General features: G+C 44.3%; 16 protein-coding genes. 11 read left to right on the top strand and 5 right to left on the bottom strand.

Going from position 1 to position 16,814, the window contains the following annotated elements; genetic code table 11:
• Positions 1 to 5 precede the first annotated feature (5 nt).
• Together B3014_RS12115 and B3014_RS12110 are read left to right on the top strand one after the other, a co-directional pair.
• Positions 6 to 989, top strand: a complete 984-nt coding sequence (locus B3014_RS12115; RefSeq protein WP_289244512.1) for a glutaminyl-peptide cyclotransferase — start codon at positions 6 to 8, stop codon at positions 987 to 989.
• 16 nt (positions 990 to 1,005) lie between these two features.
• Positions 1,006 to 1,734 (top strand): class I SAM-dependent methyltransferase, encoded by a 729-nt coding sequence (locus B3014_RS12110; protein WP_289244513.1) that lies wholly within the window; start codon positions 1,006 to 1,008, stop codon positions 1,732 to 1,734.
• A 1-nt stretch (position 1,735) separates the two neighbouring features.
• Here B3014_RS12110 and B3014_RS12105 read toward each other — a convergent pair whose 3' ends face one another.
• The 3 genes from B3014_RS12105 to B3014_RS12095 form a co-directional block, all read right to left on the bottom strand.
• The gene (locus tag B3014_RS12105) at positions 1,736 to 3,064 is read right to left on the bottom strand and encodes a replication-associated recombination protein A (protein ID WP_289244514.1); all 1,329 of its coding nucleotides are present in this window, start codon (positions 3,062 to 3,064) and stop codon (positions 1,736 to 1,738) included.
• Positions 3,061 to 3,693 (bottom strand): outer membrane lipoprotein chaperone LolA, encoded by a 633-nt coding sequence (gene lolA / locus B3014_RS12100; RefSeq protein WP_289244515.1) that lies wholly within the window; start codon positions 3,691 to 3,693, stop codon positions 3,061 to 3,063. Before lolA ends, B3014_RS12105 begins: the two co-directional genes overlap by 4 nt.
• 64 nt (positions 3,694 to 3,757) lie before the next feature.
• Complete coding sequence (locus B3014_RS12095; RefSeq protein ID WP_289244516.1) at positions 3,758 to 6,055, bottom strand: DNA translocase FtsK; 2,298 nt, start codon at positions 6,053 to 6,055, stop codon at positions 3,758 to 3,760.
• Between the two features lie 134 nt (positions 6,056 to 6,189).
• Between B3014_RS12095 and trxB the strand changes: the two genes are divergently transcribed.
• Genes trxB through B3014_RS12075 form a run of 4 tightly spaced genes read left to right on the top strand, consistent with a single transcriptional unit; the run spans position 6,190 to position 9,986 of the window.
• Complete coding sequence (trxB, locus tag B3014_RS12090) at positions 6,190 to 7,125, top strand: thioredoxin-disulfide reductase (RefSeq protein WP_289244517.1); 936 nt, start codon at positions 6,190 to 6,192, stop codon at positions 7,123 to 7,125.
• A 50-nt stretch (positions 7,126 to 7,175) separates the two neighbouring features.
• Positions 7,176 to 7,616 carry a universal stress protein gene (locus B3014_RS12085; protein ID WP_289244518.1) on the top strand — a complete coding sequence of 147 codons (441 nt, stop codon included), beginning with the start codon at positions 7,176 to 7,178 and terminating at the stop codon, positions 7,614 to 7,616.
• Between the two features lie 4 nt (positions 7,617 to 7,620).
• Positions 7,621 to 8,898 carry an MFS transporter gene (locus B3014_RS12080; protein ID WP_289244519.1) on the top strand — a complete coding sequence of 426 codons (1,278 nt, stop codon included), beginning with the start codon at positions 7,621 to 7,623 and terminating at the stop codon, positions 8,896 to 8,898.
• 56 nt (positions 8,899 to 8,954) lie between these two features.
• Complete coding sequence (locus B3014_RS12075) at positions 8,955 to 9,986, top strand: GGDEF domain-containing protein (RefSeq protein WP_289244520.1); 1,032 nt, start codon at positions 8,955 to 8,957, stop codon at positions 9,984 to 9,986.
• Here the strand turns inward: B3014_RS12075 and B3014_RS12070 are convergent.
• Together B3014_RS12070 and B3014_RS12065 are read right to left on the bottom strand one after the other, a co-directional pair.
• On the bottom strand, positions 9,979 to 10,263 hold the full coding sequence (locus B3014_RS12070; RefSeq protein ID WP_289244521.1) for a hypothetical protein: 285 nt from the start codon (positions 10,261 to 10,263) through the stop codon (positions 9,979 to 9,981). The genes B3014_RS12075 and B3014_RS12070 overlap by 8 nt on opposite strands.
• Before the next feature lies 1 nt (position 10,264).
• Entirely contained in the window at positions 10,265 to 11,509 is a 1,245-nt protein-coding gene (locus B3014_RS12065; RefSeq protein WP_289244522.1) for a M48 family metallopeptidase, read from the bottom strand.
• A gap of 114 nt (positions 11,510 to 11,623) precedes the next feature.
• On the opposite strand from B3014_RS12065, the gene orn reads away from it, so the two are divergent.
• The 5 genes from orn (at position 11,624) to phrB (ending at position 16,807) form a co-directional block, all read left to right on the top strand.
• The gene (orn, locus tag B3014_RS12060) at positions 11,624 to 12,181 is read left to right on the top strand and encodes an oligoribonuclease (protein ID WP_289244523.1); all 558 of its coding nucleotides are present in this window, start codon (positions 11,624 to 11,626) and stop codon (positions 12,179 to 12,181) included.
• Positions 12,182 to 12,245: 64 nt separating this feature from the next.
• Entirely contained in the window at positions 12,246 to 12,404 is a 159-nt protein-coding gene (locus B3014_RS12055) for a DUF2256 domain-containing protein (protein WP_289244524.1), read from the top strand.
• Positions 12,340 to 13,872: an exonuclease domain-containing protein gene (locus B3014_RS12050; RefSeq protein ID WP_289244525.1), complete on the top strand. Its 1,533-nt coding sequence runs from the start codon at positions 12,340 to 12,342 to the stop codon at positions 13,870 to 13,872. Before B3014_RS12055 ends, B3014_RS12050 begins: the two co-directional genes overlap by 65 nt.
• Before the next feature lie 5 nt (positions 13,873 to 13,877).
• Positions 13,878 to 15,416 (top strand): cryptochrome/photolyase family protein, encoded by a 1,539-nt coding sequence (locus B3014_RS12045; RefSeq protein WP_289244526.1) that lies wholly within the window; start codon positions 13,878 to 13,880, stop codon positions 15,414 to 15,416.
• Entirely contained in the window at positions 15,416 to 16,807 is a 1,392-nt protein-coding gene (phrB, locus tag B3014_RS12040) for a deoxyribodipyrimidine photo-lyase (protein WP_289244527.1), read from the top strand. Before B3014_RS12045 ends, phrB begins: the two co-directional genes overlap by 1 nt.
• Positions 16,808 to 16,814: the final 7 nt, after the last annotated feature.

Raw genomic sequence — 16,814 nt, 5'->3', positions numbered from 1 at the left:
CCATCATGTGTTTCAAAAATATTCAAAAGGCGGCTCTTAGAGTCGCCTTTTTTCTTACAGTCGTTTTCACTTTATCTGCCTGTGCTGATGATAAGACTGAATATGCTCTAATCACTAATCAGCTCTCCAGTACTGTCAGCGTCATAGATTTAAGCACTCAGACGGTTATCAAAACGATTCCAGTAGGTGAGCACCCTGCCGGCATCAGTGTGAGCCCGCACCATGATATGGCTTTTGTTACCAATCCCGATGGACAAACGATTTCAGTGCTTGACCTAAAGTCATTAACGGAAACACGTCAAATCAAAGTCGGACCTGGACCAGTCGGTGTAACCGCCTCTAAAAGTGGTACACGCGTCTATGTAGCAGACTGGTATGAAAATAATATTCGTATCATTAATCCTGATTCTGGCGAGTTGATAGATACGATTGCAGTAGGCAAATCCCCTGCCGGCCTGGTTATTGATGAAGAAAACCAGCGTCTTTACGTTTCCAATCGTGACGATAACACAGTGTCATTTATTGACCTGAGCAATGATCAAGTGACGCATACAATTGAGGTTGGAGAGTCACCATTCGGGCTGGCGATTTCACCAGATGGCTCACGCGTTTATAGTGTGAATGTCAAAAGTAGCAATGTCACAGCCATCGATACCAACACAGCAAAAGTTGTTGAGACAATTCAAGTCGGTGACTGGCCATACTGCGCTGTTGTCAGCAAAGATAATAAAAAACTCTACGTTATTAACCAAGATGAGGCCACCATCTCTGTCGTTGACACGACCTCTTTTGACGTCAGCAACACAATCGACATTGAAGACACACCTGAAGGCATTGATATTAGTGCCGATGGTTCACAGCTTTATGCTGTCAACTGGGGTGATAACACCGTTTCTGTCATTGACACTAAAACAGAAAAAGTTATCAATTCAATCAAAACAGGCAAAGGCCCTCGTTCCTTTGGACAATTTATTACGACCGTTGAATAACGCATTAGATAGTCTCGTGGCAGTAAACACGCAAGCACTGCCACGAGCACAGTCCCTCGAAAAAAGACTCTCCGTTCCAATCAAGGTTATTGATAAGTCATTAGTACAATTATTGATTGAAGAGCACCGTTTGAGTCTTCAGATACCTGATATCGGTAATCCTGTTTTTATCGATTTCACATCAGGCAAGTATGATCACCGGCGTAAATTTGGTGGTGGTAAAGGTCAGCCACTAGCCAAAGCTGTTGGCATGAAACAAGGCCATATCCCAAGCATTATTGATGCTACCGCAGGCTTTGCCAGAGATGCTTTTGTCCTAGCCTCCCTAGGCAGCACGGTCACTATGCTTGAGCAAAGCCAGGTGATAAGTTTGCTCATCGAAGATGCCTTACAACAGCAGGAGATGGCTCCCGAAGTAAAAGTTATTACACAACGAATGACCATCCATTATGCTAATGCTATTGATTTTTTATCGACAGTGCAGGAGCAGCCGGATGTCATTTATATGGATCCTATGTATCCCAGTCGGGATAAATCGGCATTAGTTAAAAAAGAGATGCAGGCACTACACCAACTAATTGGACCGGATACACATAGTGCAGAATTACTCACTGTGGCCAGACACGTAGCTCTACGACGAGTCGTAGTGAAACGTCCCAAAGGTGCTGAGTTTGTTGGTAATCAGAAGCCAAGTGCCAGTATTCAGAGTAAAAATACTCGCTATGATCTTTACGTTAACAGCTAGATTATTTTTGACGGGCCTGCTTATCCATGGCTCTTAACCTGTCTAGTTTTTCAGCTATTTTTATTTCAAGACCACGATTCACGGGTTGATAGTATTCACGTTCGCGCATTGATTCTGGGAAGTAGGTTTCCCCCACAGCATAAGCATCGGGTTCATCATGAGCATAACGGTATTCTCTGCCATACCCTAATTCTTTCATCAATTTGGTGGGCGCATTTCTTAGATGTACCGGTACTTCAGCCGAACCATGTGCTTTGGCATCATGCATGGCCGCTTTAAAGGCGGTATACACCGCATTACTTTTGGGGGCACAGGCTAGATAAACAACTGCTTGAGCTATCGCCAGTTCGCCTTCCGGACTACCGAGTTTGTCAAAGCTTTCCCAGGCATCGAGAGCGATACGTAAGCCTCTGGGATCAGCATTACCGATATCTTCAGCCGCCATTCTAACCACTCTTCGCATCAGGTAAACAGGATCGCAACCGCCATCCAGCATTCGGCACAGCCAATAGAGTGCAGCATCAGGCGCTGAGCCTCGCACGGATTTATGAAGTGCTGAAATTTGATCGTAAAAAGCTTCACCGCCTTTATCAAAGCGTCGAATCGTGCCGGATAACACTTCAGCAAGATCATGCTCATCGACGGCTTTCTGACCTTTGCTATCGGCCAAATCGACGGCTATTTCAAGTAGATTTAACACTCTGCGGCCATCACCATCAGCAGTTTGTGCTAATTGATCTCGCAAAGTCTCGCCCACCTCAATGCCTCTGTCGGCCAACCCTAACTCCTCATCTGACATGGCTCTATCAATGATTTGGCGTAAATCTTCAGCCTCTAAGGATTTGAGCACATACACCCTGGCTCGTGAGAGCAAGGCATTATTTAATTCAAAGGAAGGATTTTCTGTAGTAGCGCCAATAAAGGTAAAAGTACCATCTTCAACATAAGGTAAAAATGCATCTTGCTGAGATTTATTAAAACGGTGCACTTCATCCACAAACAGCATGGTTCTACGACCACGCTCCTGCAATAACTGCTGAGCACGTGCAACTGCCGCTCGGACCTCTTTCACCCCCGCCAACACAGCTGAGATAGTAATAAACTCAGCATCACAATAACCTGCGATGAGTTTAGCTAGAGTGGTTTTACCAGTACCGGGTGGCCCCCAGAAGATCATTGAATGCGGATGACCTGAAGCAATCGCCTGACGCAATGGCTTACCCGCTCCCAACAAATGTGTCTGCCCGATATACTGGTCAAGCGTCTTTGGACGCATACGATCCGCTAACGGACGCCCAGCTAAGTCATCAACTTGATCAAACAAACTCACTGTTGCGCTTCACCTACAATATCTATGCCTTCAGGCGCACTAAATTTAAACGTGTCTTTTTTAAATGTCGGATTAATTTTCACCTGAGTGAACATCAAACGTGTTCTTTGGTCGAAGCTGTCACGCATGATCATTTGCTGTAATTCATCTTGATTAAAAGCCAGCATAACGGATTGAAAGTTACTGCTGCTCTGTTTTGGCGTTAACTCCACCCAGGTTAAGCCATCATCCGATTTTAAGTTACGAATATTGTAGCTATCTTCGGGTAAAGCTTGTCCTGATAATAAGGTTGCAGGCGTATCTTCTAACGCTTCGTTTTGCGCCTTCACGGTAACTTGTTCTAAGTCCACATCATAGAACCAAACATTCATACCATCAGCCACGATATGCTGAGGGTATGGGTCATTGTAATCCCAACGAAACTTGCCAGGTCTTGCCAATTGAAACTGACCTTGGGCCTGTTCAACTAAATTGCCATCAGGATCCAAAACGGTTTGTTCAAAGTGAGCCTGAAATGTATTCACCTGTTTGACAAAATGGTTGAGCTTTTCTGTGCCGCTCATATCTGCCATGGCAACAACAGGAAGCAACAACAGCAAAAAGCCTTGTGCTAATTTTTTTATGGTCATTCAATGACTCCGAAAGATAAATTGCATGTTTTACTGACTCCAGTTTGTCAGCCTGGTTCCTGATTTAATCGCGTGGCGGGGGTGCCAGAACTTCACGGCTACCATTACCCTGCATGGCAGAAACAACGCCAGCTGCTTCCATAGCCTCTACGATACGTGCAGCCCGGTTATAACCGATTTTCAGTCTGCGCTGGATTCCTGAAACCGATGCCCGGCGACTTTCGACGACGATTTGCACAGCCTGATCATAGAGCGGATCTGACTCTGCATCACTTGGGTCACCGATACCACCATCGCCGTCATCACTGCTCTGATCTTGGGTAATTTCTTCAAGATAGTTAGGCTGTGAATTTTTCTTTAAATGCTCAACAACATTATGGACTTCATGGTCATCCACAAATGCACCATGGACACGTTCAGGCAGTCCACTCCCCGGAGGTAAATAGAGCATATCGCCCTGCCCTAGCAGCTGCTCAGCCCCCATTTGATCAAGAATGGTTCGAGAATCAATTCGCGAAGACACTTGGAAAGCCATACGTGTCGGAATATTGGCTTTAATTAACCCGGTGATAACGTCAACAGAAGGTCGTTGTGTCGCCAAGATAAGATGAATCCCTGATGCCCGTGCTTTTTGCGCCAAACGTGCAATCAGCTCTTCAACTTGTTTACCAACCACCATCATCATGTCAGCAAGCTCATCGATAATCACAACGATAAAAGGGAGTGGCTCTAAAGTGGGCCCAACTTCACCCGGCTCCACCTCAATTGTTGGATCTTTAATTGGCTCACCGCGTTCAATCGCCTCTCTGACTTTTTTGTTATAACCAGCGATATTACGCACGCCTAAAGCAGCCATTAATGGATAACGACGCTCCATCTCAGCAACACACCAACGCAGAGCATTAGCGGCTTCTTTCATATCCGTTACAACTGGCGCTAATAAATGTGGAATATCTTCATAAACCGACAGCTCCAGCATTTTTGGATCGACCATGATCATACGTACATCTTCTGGTGTTGCCTTGTACAGCAAACTCAGAATCATCGCATTTACGGCCACCGATTTACCTGAGCCAGTCGTCCCTGCCACCAGTAAGTGAGGCATTTTTTCTAAGTTAGCGACTACTGGACGGCCAGCAATATCTTTACCCAGCGCCATCATTAGCAATGATTTGCTATTCTCGTATTCATCACAGGCCAGAATTTCACGAAGACGAACAATTTCACGACTCTCATTAGGGATTTCTAGACCCACAACAGGTTTACCCGGAATGACTTCAACGATACGAACACTACTGATGGATAGCGCTCTTGCTAAGTCTTTAGCAAGGCCACTGATACGACTGACTTTAATGCCAGGAGCCGGTTGCAATTCAAACCGGGTGACCACAGGGCCCGGCTGAACTTCTACAACCTGAACGTCTACGCCAAAGTCTTTTAGTTTCAGCTCGACTTGTCGAGACATGGCTTGCAAGACGTCTTCGCTATAGGCCTGCTTACTCGGTTGAGCCATATCTAATAAAGCTAATGCTGGCATACCTGGCGCATCTGGTGTTTCAAACAATGGCACTTGTTTTTCTTTTTCTTCGCGCTTGCTTGGCTCTTTTTTCTCTAAGACTGGCTCAATGCGCACTTTTGCCTTGTGCTGTAACTTTTCTTTTTCCTGATGAAAAGTCTCTTCCCGTTTTTGACGAGTACGCTTGGCTTCCAACTCTTCCTTGATTTCACGCACCCAGCGGGCCACATGAATAGCCACGATCATGGCCATCGCTCCTAACTTATCAATCACCATCAACCAGGATAGCCCGGTGAAAAGCGTGACCCCAGTGAGTAGGACCGCCAGCAATAACAAACTGGTGCCAGAAGCGCCAAATACCGACTCAAAACCATGCCCAACCACTTCACCTAACACACCACCAGCCCCGAGAGGTAACAGTGCGGCATAGTCGCTCAGACTAAGAGTAGACAGACCACTGGCTGCAGCCAGAGCCATCAATAAGCCGACCATTTTTAATACCCAGAAATGCAGAGCATCTTCTGTATCAGCGCGCTTTCCCCAGCTAAACAATAACCAGCCACTGAAACCAATCATTAATGGTGATAGATAGGCGGGAAAACCAAAGCCATAGAGCAGAGCATCAGCTAACCAAGCGCCAACTATGCCACCACTATTGGCAATGATGTCATCTGTTCCGGTCGTTGACCAACCAGGGTCGGTAGGTTGATATGACCATAAAGACAAGAGTAAGTATGCCGCTAATGCGACTGACAAAATCAGTGCTGCCTCACGCAGACGGAAGCCGACTGCGCCAGAGTTGAGTTCTTGTTTCTGCTTGTCATTTACACGTGTCGACTGTGCCACTGTGATATTTCCAACCCTGCCAATAAATTAACGCTTGATTTTAACACAGCTTTTGAAGTTAGATGCTTGTCCAAAATCATCGCAATGGTTACTCTAACTATAGATATCTGATAACTCTCTTGGAGGCTCCACTTATGGCAGACAGCAAACACTGTCGTTTACTGATTTTAGGCTCAGGTCCAGCGGGATATACTGCCGCGGTTTATGCTGCTAGAGCAGCATTAGAGCCTGTATTAATTACCGGTATCGAACAAGGTGGACAGCTAACCACCACTACCGATGTCGACAATTGGCCAGGTGATGATGAAGGTGTACAGGGCCCAGAACTGATGCAGCGTATGCAGCGCCATGCGGAACGTTTTGGTACAGATATTATCTTTGATCATATCCACACCACAGATTTAAGTCAGCGCCCGTTCCGTTTAATCGGTGATGCAGGTGAATATACGGCAGATGCCTTGATTATTGCGACAGGTGCATCAGCCAAATATTTAGGTATGGAGTCGGAAGAGGCCTTTAAAGGTCGTGGTGTGTCTGCCTGTGCAACCTGTGATGGTTTCTTTTATAAAGGTCAACACGTCGCTGTTGTCGGTGGTGGTAATACCGCTGTTGAAGAAGCTTTATACCTGTCCAATATTGCTTCGAAAGTCACCGTCATTCACCGCCGTGACTCGTTCCGCTCTGAAAAGATTTTGTCCAATAAACTGCTGAAAAAAGCAGAAGAAGGTAATGTAGAAATCTTGTGGAATCACACGTTGGACGAAGTCATTGGTAATGAGTCTGGTGTCACCGGTATTCGTGTGAAAAGCACGGAAGATGGCTCAACACAGGAGGTTCCTGTACTTGGTGTCTTTATTGCGATTGGTCATCAGCCTAACACCGGCATATTCAAAGGCCAGTTAGAAATGGAACATGACTACATCATCCTTAAAAAAGGAACACAAACCAGCGTGCCAGGCGTGTTTGCTGCAGGTGATGTATCCGATCCTATTTACCGTCAAGCGATTACGTCGGCGGGAGCTGGATGTATGGCGGCATTAGATGCCGAACGTTTTTTGGATAATGATTAAATAATACGATGAGGGGGCTGACCAGCCCCCTTTTTCATGAGGGAATAGACATGAAATATCAGCATATTTTGATTGCAACTGACTTTTCAAAACAAAAAGATCTGATTAGTGCAAAAGCACAAGAACTTGCTGAACAACATCAGGCAAAGCTCAGTATTTGCCACATTATCGAAGATTTCCCTTTAACTGATTTTGCTTATGAACCGATGATCAGTGTTGATATTGATATGCGTGATGCCTTGTTAGAATCAGGGAAAAAACAACTGGCGGCATTGGCTGAAAAATTATCCATTCCGGCTTCACAACAGTGGGTTGAATTGGGAACACCGGGACATGATATTGTCCGTGTGGCTGATGAGAATAATGTTGATCTGATTATTGTTGGCTCACATGGCCGACATGGTTTTAAGCGTCTATTAGGGTCAACGGCTAATGCCGTATTACATCATGCTCATTGTGATGTCCTTGCCGTCAGGTTAAAGGACGACTAACCATTTGAAACATTCTTCCTTATTAAGCACGGTAAAATTACCGGGCTTTATGAGCTTTATTGCCGTCGCTTTTATTAATGCCATGGTGGATTTGGGCCATAAAATCATCATTCAGAACACGATTTTTAAGATATATGATGATCAAACGCAGGTGGCGTTGACGGCGATTGTGAATGGACTCATTCTCTTACCCTTTATTTTCTTATTCAGCCCGGCCGGCTATCTTTCTGATCGTTTTTCCAAACCTTTCATCATGAAAGCATCGGCTTTCTCAGCCATCATCATTACCTTGTTGATTACGCTAGCTTACTATCAGGGCTGGTTTTTATTTGCCTTTTTCATGACGTTAATACTGGCCATTCAAAGTGCGCTCTATTCTCCCGCCAAGTATGGTTATATACGGCAACTTGGTGGTGACAAGCATTTATCCGCAGCCAATGGCTTTATTCAAGCGACGACGATTGTTGCCATCTTGAGTGGAATTATTGTTTTTACCGTGTTGTTTGAATGGTTGTTGATAGACCAGCCATATCATGATGAGGTTTCGTTACTGCGTCATATCGCCCCGGCAGGTTGGTTGTTGGTGATTCTATCTATTGTAGAGTGGCGCCTCGCTTGCCGATTGACTGATAGAAATAAGTCGACTGATTTCACACGGTTTCCCTGGAAAGATTACATCAAAGGTTATTTGCTAAAAACAAATGTGAAAAACTTATATACCAATCCGGTTATTTGGTACTCCGTATTGGGGCTGTCATTCTTTTGGGGAATTTCGCAAACATTTCTCGCCGTATTTCCTGCCTTTGCAAAAATGGTATTGGCTGAAAATAGTACGATGATAATTCAAGGCTTATTGGCTTGCTCAGGCATTGGCATTGTCGTCGGTTCGTTATTGGCAGGTACAGGCAAGCATGGCCTGATAAAAACCTCTCTCATACCTTTGGGTGCGATAGGTATGAGTATTATTCTTTTTATTATCCCTACACTGAGTTCCGTCTCGGCATTTGCAGTCTCAATTTTCTGCTTTGGTTTATTTGGTGGCCTATTTATTATTCCGCTCAATGCGCTTATACAGTCACATTCTCCTAAGCGAATACTCGGCACTGTATTGGCAGGTAATAATTGGATCCAAAATCTCGTGATGATAGCTTGTCTGATTGTGACGTTTATCGCAGCTCAGCTAATGTTATCCAGCAAAACGATCTTAACTGTTTTACCCTTCATCACCGTTCTACTGGCGTGCTTTGTCTGGTGGTGCAGTAAACGACCACGAGATACTTGATTTAATTAACAAATTAGTGAATTCTTCTAAAGAGTTGCCAACATGGAATATAGCAAGTGAGCAAAACTTTATCGTTCCCCCCTGTTTATCAACACGCGTTTCAACAAGCCTCAGAAAATCTTCGTCAGAGCTTATTACTGGCTAATCGTTACCAGACGCCGATCACCCCCGTGAACTATGCCGTCTGGTACGAATATGTGTCAGGTGACAATCAGGATTTGGTGAACAGCATTGATACCCGTTTAAAGAAAAATGACCCCATTACCCCGGAAGTGACACAATATCTTTATGAGAAATATGTGCTGATGGGCATGCCTGAACGTCTCAGTAATACGAATAATGGGCTGAAGCTGGTTGTTGATAATACGCTGGAAAATATCAGTAGAGTTGAAGCTGCAGCCTCAGAATGTAATGAAGGCCTCACTCAAAGCCAGGTAAAACTTGAAAGCTGTAATGATATTGATGAACTAAAAACGCTGGTCAGCCAGATCTTGACCAATACCCAACAAATTACCAATAGCAGTGGTGAGCTAAAGACTGAATTGACGCGCTCAACAGAAGAGATAATGAAACTCAGACAAGAGTTGGAAGCTGTTAAAGAAATGGCAAGAACAGATAGTCTAACGGGGCTGCTTAATCGGGGAGCTTTTGATAATGAGCTTCAAAAGCTATGTAGCAAAGGTCATGCGTTTAGTCTTGTTTTATTCGATATCGATAAGTTCAAACGGCTGAATGACAGTTTTGGACATTTACTGGGTGATAAAGTCCTGCAGTTTTTTGCCTCACTATTAAAAAGTCACTCTAATGACATTCATATTGCGGCTCGCTTTGGCGGTGAAGAATTGGCTATGCTATTTGTTCATTGCAGTCTCGAAGAGACCTTTATGATCACGGAAAAGATTCGTGAGAAATTTGCGGCAAGCCGCCTGAAGAAAAAAGGCAGCCATGAGTCTATCGGACAAGTGACAGTGTCTGCAGGCATCAGCACTTATCAAAACAACGATACACCGATTAGTTTGATTGAACGTGCTGATCAGGCGCTTTATCGTTCAAAAGCAGACGGCCGTAATCAAGTGAATTTTATTTAAGGTGATAAAAAGTCGAATTTAAATAATCAACCACCGCGCGTTTTTGTTGCTCATTCCAGCTAACATCAGCTGCTTTAGCACAATACGAAACACGCTTCTCAAGCGCGGCTATACTTTTAATATTTTTCTCATCTCGGCTGTATAACTGGTATGCATCACCACCGCTCAATGATGCATGACACTGCAAGCAAGCAGCATCATGCAACTGTTTACCATTGGCATGCACGATAGTGCATAACACCAGTCCGCCAAAAAAGGTCACTGTTTTTTGCAACATATCAGGCAGAGTTCGTTTGTAAGTGAGCAATCCGCATAGCCGCCGGAGGATGCGAATCATAAACAGCAGAAACCAGTGGATCCGGAGTTAAGGTACTGGCATTTTCTTTATATAACGCCACCAATGCCGCGATCAGATCATCTGCACTTGATACCGAGGCAGCATAGGCATCGGCTTCATACTCATATTTACGAGACAAGGATGTCATCAGTGGGTGTAAAAAGAACATAAATACGGGGATGACTAACATGAACAAGGCAAGTGCCATAGCATTCGACTGCTGGCTAACCCCCAAGCCTTCATAGAACCAGGTCTGATTTGATGCCCAGCCCAGCAATGCCAGACCAATCAAACTAATCACAGCCATCACCACCATATTTTTGACCACATGCTTGCGACGGAAATGGCCCAACTCGTGCGCTAATACAGCTTCAATTTGGTCTTCATTTAAGGTGTTGAGTAAAGTATCGAAGAAAACAATGCGTTTATTACTTCCCAGTCCTGTGAAGTAAGCGTTGCCATGACCGCTGCGACGTGAACCATCCATCACAAAAATACCTTGGCTTTTGAAACCACACCGGGCTAATAAATTTTCCACACGTTGCTGTAAATTGGCATCCTCCAGTGGCGTAAATTTATTGAACAAAGGGGCAATAAAGGCAGGATAAGCCCACATCATAAACAAGGCAAAGCCAATCCAAGCCGCCCAAAGATACAGCCACCAGAATTCACCTGTACTTTGCATCATCCACAAGGCGATCCAAATCAATAAGGCACCCATGATAAGGGTCAACAATGTTTGTTTAATAAAGTCAGAGAAGAACAGAGCCGGGGTATTACGGTTGAAACCAAACTTATCCTCTAAAACAAATGTTCTGTAATAAGAAAATGGTAAGTCTAATAATGAACCAATGACAATAAAGCTCAATAGGAATAATATGCCGGTCAGCATGGGCGATAGACCCAGTCCATCCCAAGCTGTCGAGAGTAAGGACAGACCACCGCCAAATGTCCATGCCAGCAGGATAATCACGCCATAGACATTTTCTTTGCGACCAAAGCGACCTTTTGCCACAGTATAATCTGCCGCTTTTTGGTGAGCGCTAAGACTAATCTGTTCTTCAAATGCTTTTGGCACTTTATTACGATGCGCCTGAACATGTTTACCTTGACGCATTGATAACCAGAGTTCAGTTGCTGTCATCAAAAACAAAGCCGCTAAAAATATCCAGCTAAATTCGTTCATAAATATCTATCCAATTTGAATCTTTATAAAATGTCATGCAGAGTAGCCTTTGATACAATCACAGGCAAGTAAGTTCAACCAGTCTAAGTCCAACTCAAAAAAAAGACGGAGCCCATGGCCAAAAGTAAAAACAATCTCATCTGGATCGATCTGGAAATGACCGGTCTTGATACTAATAATGACTATATCATTGAAATAGCCACCATTGTGACAGATGCACATCTCAATGTGTTAGCAGAAGGCCCGATATTAGCCATTCATCAAGACGATGCTATTCTTGATGGCATGGATGAGTGGAATACCCGCCAGCATGGCAAATCCGGTTTGGTTGAGCGTGTTCGTAACAGCACACTTAATGAAGCGGATGCTGAACAACAGACCATTGAATTTCTGAAAAAATACGTTCCTGCTGGTGTCTCGCCAATGTGCGGAAACAGCATCTGTCAGGATCGCCGATTCCTGGCTCGATGCATGCCTGATCTGGAAGCCTATTTTCATTACCGCAACCTTGATGTCAGCAGCCTTAAAGAACTGGCTCGACGCTGGGCTCCTAAGGTCGAAAAAAGTTTTAAAAAACGTTCATCACATCTTGCTATGGATGACATCAAAGACTCTATTCGCGAATTAGAACATTACCGCGAACTCTTTATTAAGCTTCCTGAAGCAGAATAAGCTGTTCACATTGATTTCACAGATAGCACGACAAGCTATCTGTGAAATTATTTAGTGAATAGTTGTGACACACACCAAAGCCACACTCCCCGTCAAAATTTGTCCTATCTGTCAAAGGCCGTTTACATGGCGTAAAAAATGGCAGCGAAATTGGGATAATGTCGTCTATTGTTCACAACGCTGTCGTCGACATACCCGTTCATCCGTCTCGCATCATGACTAAGTTGACTTGTTTCCCTGAGCACATGATTTTATTGGACTGTGAAACCACCGGTGGTCGGGCCAGTCGGGATCGCATTACTGAAATAGGACTGATTGAGATTAAAGACGGTGAAGTTCAGTCGCGCTGGCAAAGCTTAATTAATCCTGGGCGTCCCATCCCACCATGGATTCACAAAATCACAGGCATCGATGATGAGATGGTGGCTGATGCTCCCGCCTTTGAGGATATAGCAGAATCCTTATACCAACGTCTGAAAAACGTTATTCTGGTTGCTCACAATGCCCGTTTTGACTACAGTTTTCTCAAGCAGGAATTTAAATGCGCAGGCTATGATTATTCAGCCAAAACACTGTGCTCGGTAAAACTCAGCCGACGACTTTTCCCTCAACATCAAGGGCATAGCCTGGATAAAATCATCCAGCGCCATCAGATTGCCGTGAAAGATCGGCATCGAGCAATGGCTGATACGGAAGTTATTCTGACGTATTTCACTCTCATCCAACAACAAATCGATGCAGCAGTCATCCAGCAGACAATTGCCGATATATTAAAACGACCCAGCCTACCGAGCCATCTTGATAATACGCTTATACAGAAATTACCCGAAAAGCCGGGTATTTATCAGTTCTATGATGAAGGCGGCACACTGCTCTACATCGGTAAATCTGTCAATATTAAGGAGCGTGTACTCAGCCATTTTTCAGCAGATCATCGGCATCACAAAGAACTTGATATCAGCCAGCAGTTACATCATATCGATTGGATTGAAACACCCTCTGATTTTGGCGCTCAGTTATTGGAAAACAGCTACATCAAACAAACTTCGCCGCGTTACAACCGACGCCAAACCAAAATAAAAAAACTGTATCAAATCAACAAAACGCTTAACAAAGACGGCTATGCTGAATTAGATATTATGCTGGCTGATATGAGGGATGCTTCTGATATTACTAGCAAATACGGGCTGTTTCGCAGTAAAAAACAAGCACAAACCAAGTTATTAGACCTCATCTCTCAATACAAACTATGCCAACGTCTCTGCCACATAGAAAAGAAAGCATCCGGCCCTTGTTTTAGTTATCAGCTAAAAAAATGTCTCGGTGCCTGTTGTGGTAAAGAGCAAGCAAAGCTTTATAATCTACGTGTCGATATGGCCTTGACCCACATCAAAAATCAGCAATGGCCATGGTCAACGCCAATTATTGTGGAAGAACAATCTCCAATGAACAACGGCGTCGATAGTCATTTTCATCTTATCGATCAATGGTGTTATCTGGGACAGGTAGACAGTCATAACACGCCAAACACCCGGTTGTTGAAGCAGCCGCAGGATTCGATCTTCTTTGATATTGATACCTATAAAATTTTATTACGCTTCCTGGCCCCTACGAAACTGAGTCACTTTCCCTATCTCAGGACTCATCCTCTGGAAAATTCAGCCAGTGTTTCCATGAATAGTTGGGGGTAACACGGGTGAGGCTGAATATCATTCTAGGCGACCAACTCAATTGGAATAGCCTTATCTGGCAAGGTGTTGATAAAACCACTGATATTTTCTGGATGGCAGAAGTCGCTCAAGCCTCTCTGCAGCCAGCATCGAATAAAAACAGAACCGTTATCTTCCTCTCTGCCATGCGGCACTTTGCTAAAGAGATAGAAAAAAAAGCGTTTGATGTCATCTATTATCGCATCACGGATGGCTTCAACTCGTTTTCCGAGGTTTTAACTCATACATTTAATCAGCACGACATTACGGAAATACGTTGCGTATTACCTGGCGATTATCTGGTTATGCAGGAAATTGAACACATCGTAAAACAACATCGTTTAAAGATAGACTGGTTAGAAGACAAACATTTCATCGCCAAACGTGGCGAGTTCAGTCAGTGGTTAAAACAACGTAAAAAACCCACCATGGAATACTGGTATCGCCATTTACGTGAGTCACGCCACATTCTGATGGAGCAGGACAAACCCACTGGCGGGCAATGGAATTTTGATAAATCGAACCGGCAAAGCTTTGCGAAACATGGTCCAGACCCAATCAAAGAGAATCCAAACTATTCTGTCGATGACATCACACAGGATGTTATCGACATCGTAGAGAAACACTTCTCACAACTGCCAGGCAAGCTCGATACGTTTAACTGGCCAGTTACTCGTCGCCAGGCGTTGATTCAATTACGTCATTTTATCGACCACTATCTGCCTTCATTCGGCGATTACCAAGATGCCATGTGGACGGATCAGCCTTTTTTATATCACGCGCGCTTATCGGCCAGCTTAAACCTTAAACTGTTAGATCCGCAGGAAGTGATCGATGCTGCAGAAGAGGTTTATCAAAAAAACAAAGCACCTCTCAACGCGGTAGAAGGTTTTATTCGACAAATATTGGGCTGGCGAGAATATGTCAGGGGCTTATATTGGGCACATCGAAAAGATTGGCTTCAGTTTAATGCGCTGAACGCCAAACGTGATTTACCTGCGTTTTACTGGACAGCAGATACGGATATGCATTGTTTGCATCAAGCCTTAAAACAAGTCATTGATTATGGTTACGGGCATCACATTCAGCGGCTTATGGTAACGGGCTTATTTGCTCTGTTGTGGCAAGTCGACCCCAAACACATTCATCAATGGTATCTGGGCATGTACGTTGATGCCGTCAGTTGGGTAGAAGTGCCGAACACGCTAGGTATGAGTCAATACGCTGATGGCGGTATTGTCGGCAGTAAACCCTATATTGCCAGCGGTGCTTATATCAACCGCATGTCAAACTACTGTCAGCATTGTCCATTCGACCCAAAACAGGCTTCTGGTGATAAAGCCTGCCCTTTTACCACCTTGTATTGGTATTTTATCGATCAGCATAATGACCTCATTAGTCACAACCCACGTCTGGCGATGCAAGCAAAAAACTGGGAAAAAAAATCACACACAGAACAACACGCCATCCGTGAACGAGCCGCATGGTTATTTCAGCATATCGACAAAAAGCATAAGGACACCTAATGTCAGCATCACATTTAGTCTGGTTAAGAAATGCTCTACGTTTAGATGATAATCCTGCCTTCGCTTTAGCACAGCAGCGTGGCGATATTCAGGTTTTGTTTATTGCGACACCCAAACAATGGCTGCAACATAATGAATCTGACGCCAAACTTGGTTTGAAAGCAGCCTCACTGAATGATTTAAATCAAAGCCTCGCCAAGAAAGGCATTCAATTCACGCTGTTAGAGGTGGATTATTTTGTTGATGTCCCCGCTGCTTTAAGTCAGTTTTGTGAAGAAAATAAGATTGAGTCTGTCTGGTTTCAGCAAGAAACCGCCTTGGATGAGTGCAGACGTGATGAACAGGTTGGACAGACTTTATTAGCCAACCATATCGAATGTCATGCCCTTGAGTCTGATCTGCTTGTACCGATTCCAGTACTGACTCAACAGGACGAACCTTATAAGGTATTTACTCCCTACTATCGTCGTTGGCGTACGATTCTTGAAGACCGGGCACGCCCTCCATTTGATGAACCAGAAAAGCAAGGTAAGCCGATAAAAGTCAACGATATAAAGCCTGACTGGGCTGGCGACTATCGCGAAGATCTATGGCTGGCTGAAGAATCAGACATCCTGCAAAAGCTACAGCAGTTTTGTCAGAAAAAACTTAAAGCCTACCCAGAAAAGCGTGACATGCCAGCCACACCGGCGACCAGCACTCTGTCACCGTATCTAGCGATGGGTCGTTTGGGTCCGAGACGCCTTCTACATACTATTCAATATTATTGCGCGGAGCAGAATCTGCACTGGCAGGATAATGACTGGCTAAGAGAATTAGCTTGGCGTGACTTTTACCGACAATTACTCACGCATTTCCCCGATCTTAATAAAGAAAAGCCCTTCAAACCAGAAACGGAAAATCTGGTCTGGAATGACAGCGAATCGGCATTTGAGGCCTGGTGTGAAGGCAAAACGGGCTTTCCGATTGTGGATGCGGCCATGCGCCAATTAAATCAAACCGGCTGGATGCATAACCGCTTACGCATGGTTGCGGCCAGTTTTTTAACCAAACTTTTGTTTATCGACTGGCGCAAAGGGGAAAAATATTTCATGCAAACCCTGATTGATGGTGAGTTTGCGGCAAATAATGGTGGCTGGCAATGGAGTGCCTCCACAGGTTGTGATGCTGCCCCGTATTTCAGAGTATTTAATCCTCAGCGGCAATCTGAAAAGTTTGATCCTGATGGTGAATTTATTCGACGCTTTGTACCAGAGTTAAAGTCTCTTTCAGCAAAACAGATACATGCACCAAGCTCGGCACAACGAAAAGAATGTGATTACCCTGAACCAATCATAGATTACAAAAAAGCCAGACAAGAGGCGATCTCTGCATTCGACTCATTGAAGTAGACAGCGG

The sequence above is a fragment of the Methylophaga sp. UBA678 genome, assembly GCF_002299105.1.
In the GTDB taxonomy this organism is placed as follows: domain Bacteria; phylum Pseudomonadota; class Gammaproteobacteria; order Nitrosococcales; family Methylophagaceae; genus Methylophaga; species Methylophaga marina.
This window is presented reverse-complemented; position numbering and strand designations above follow the sequence as displayed.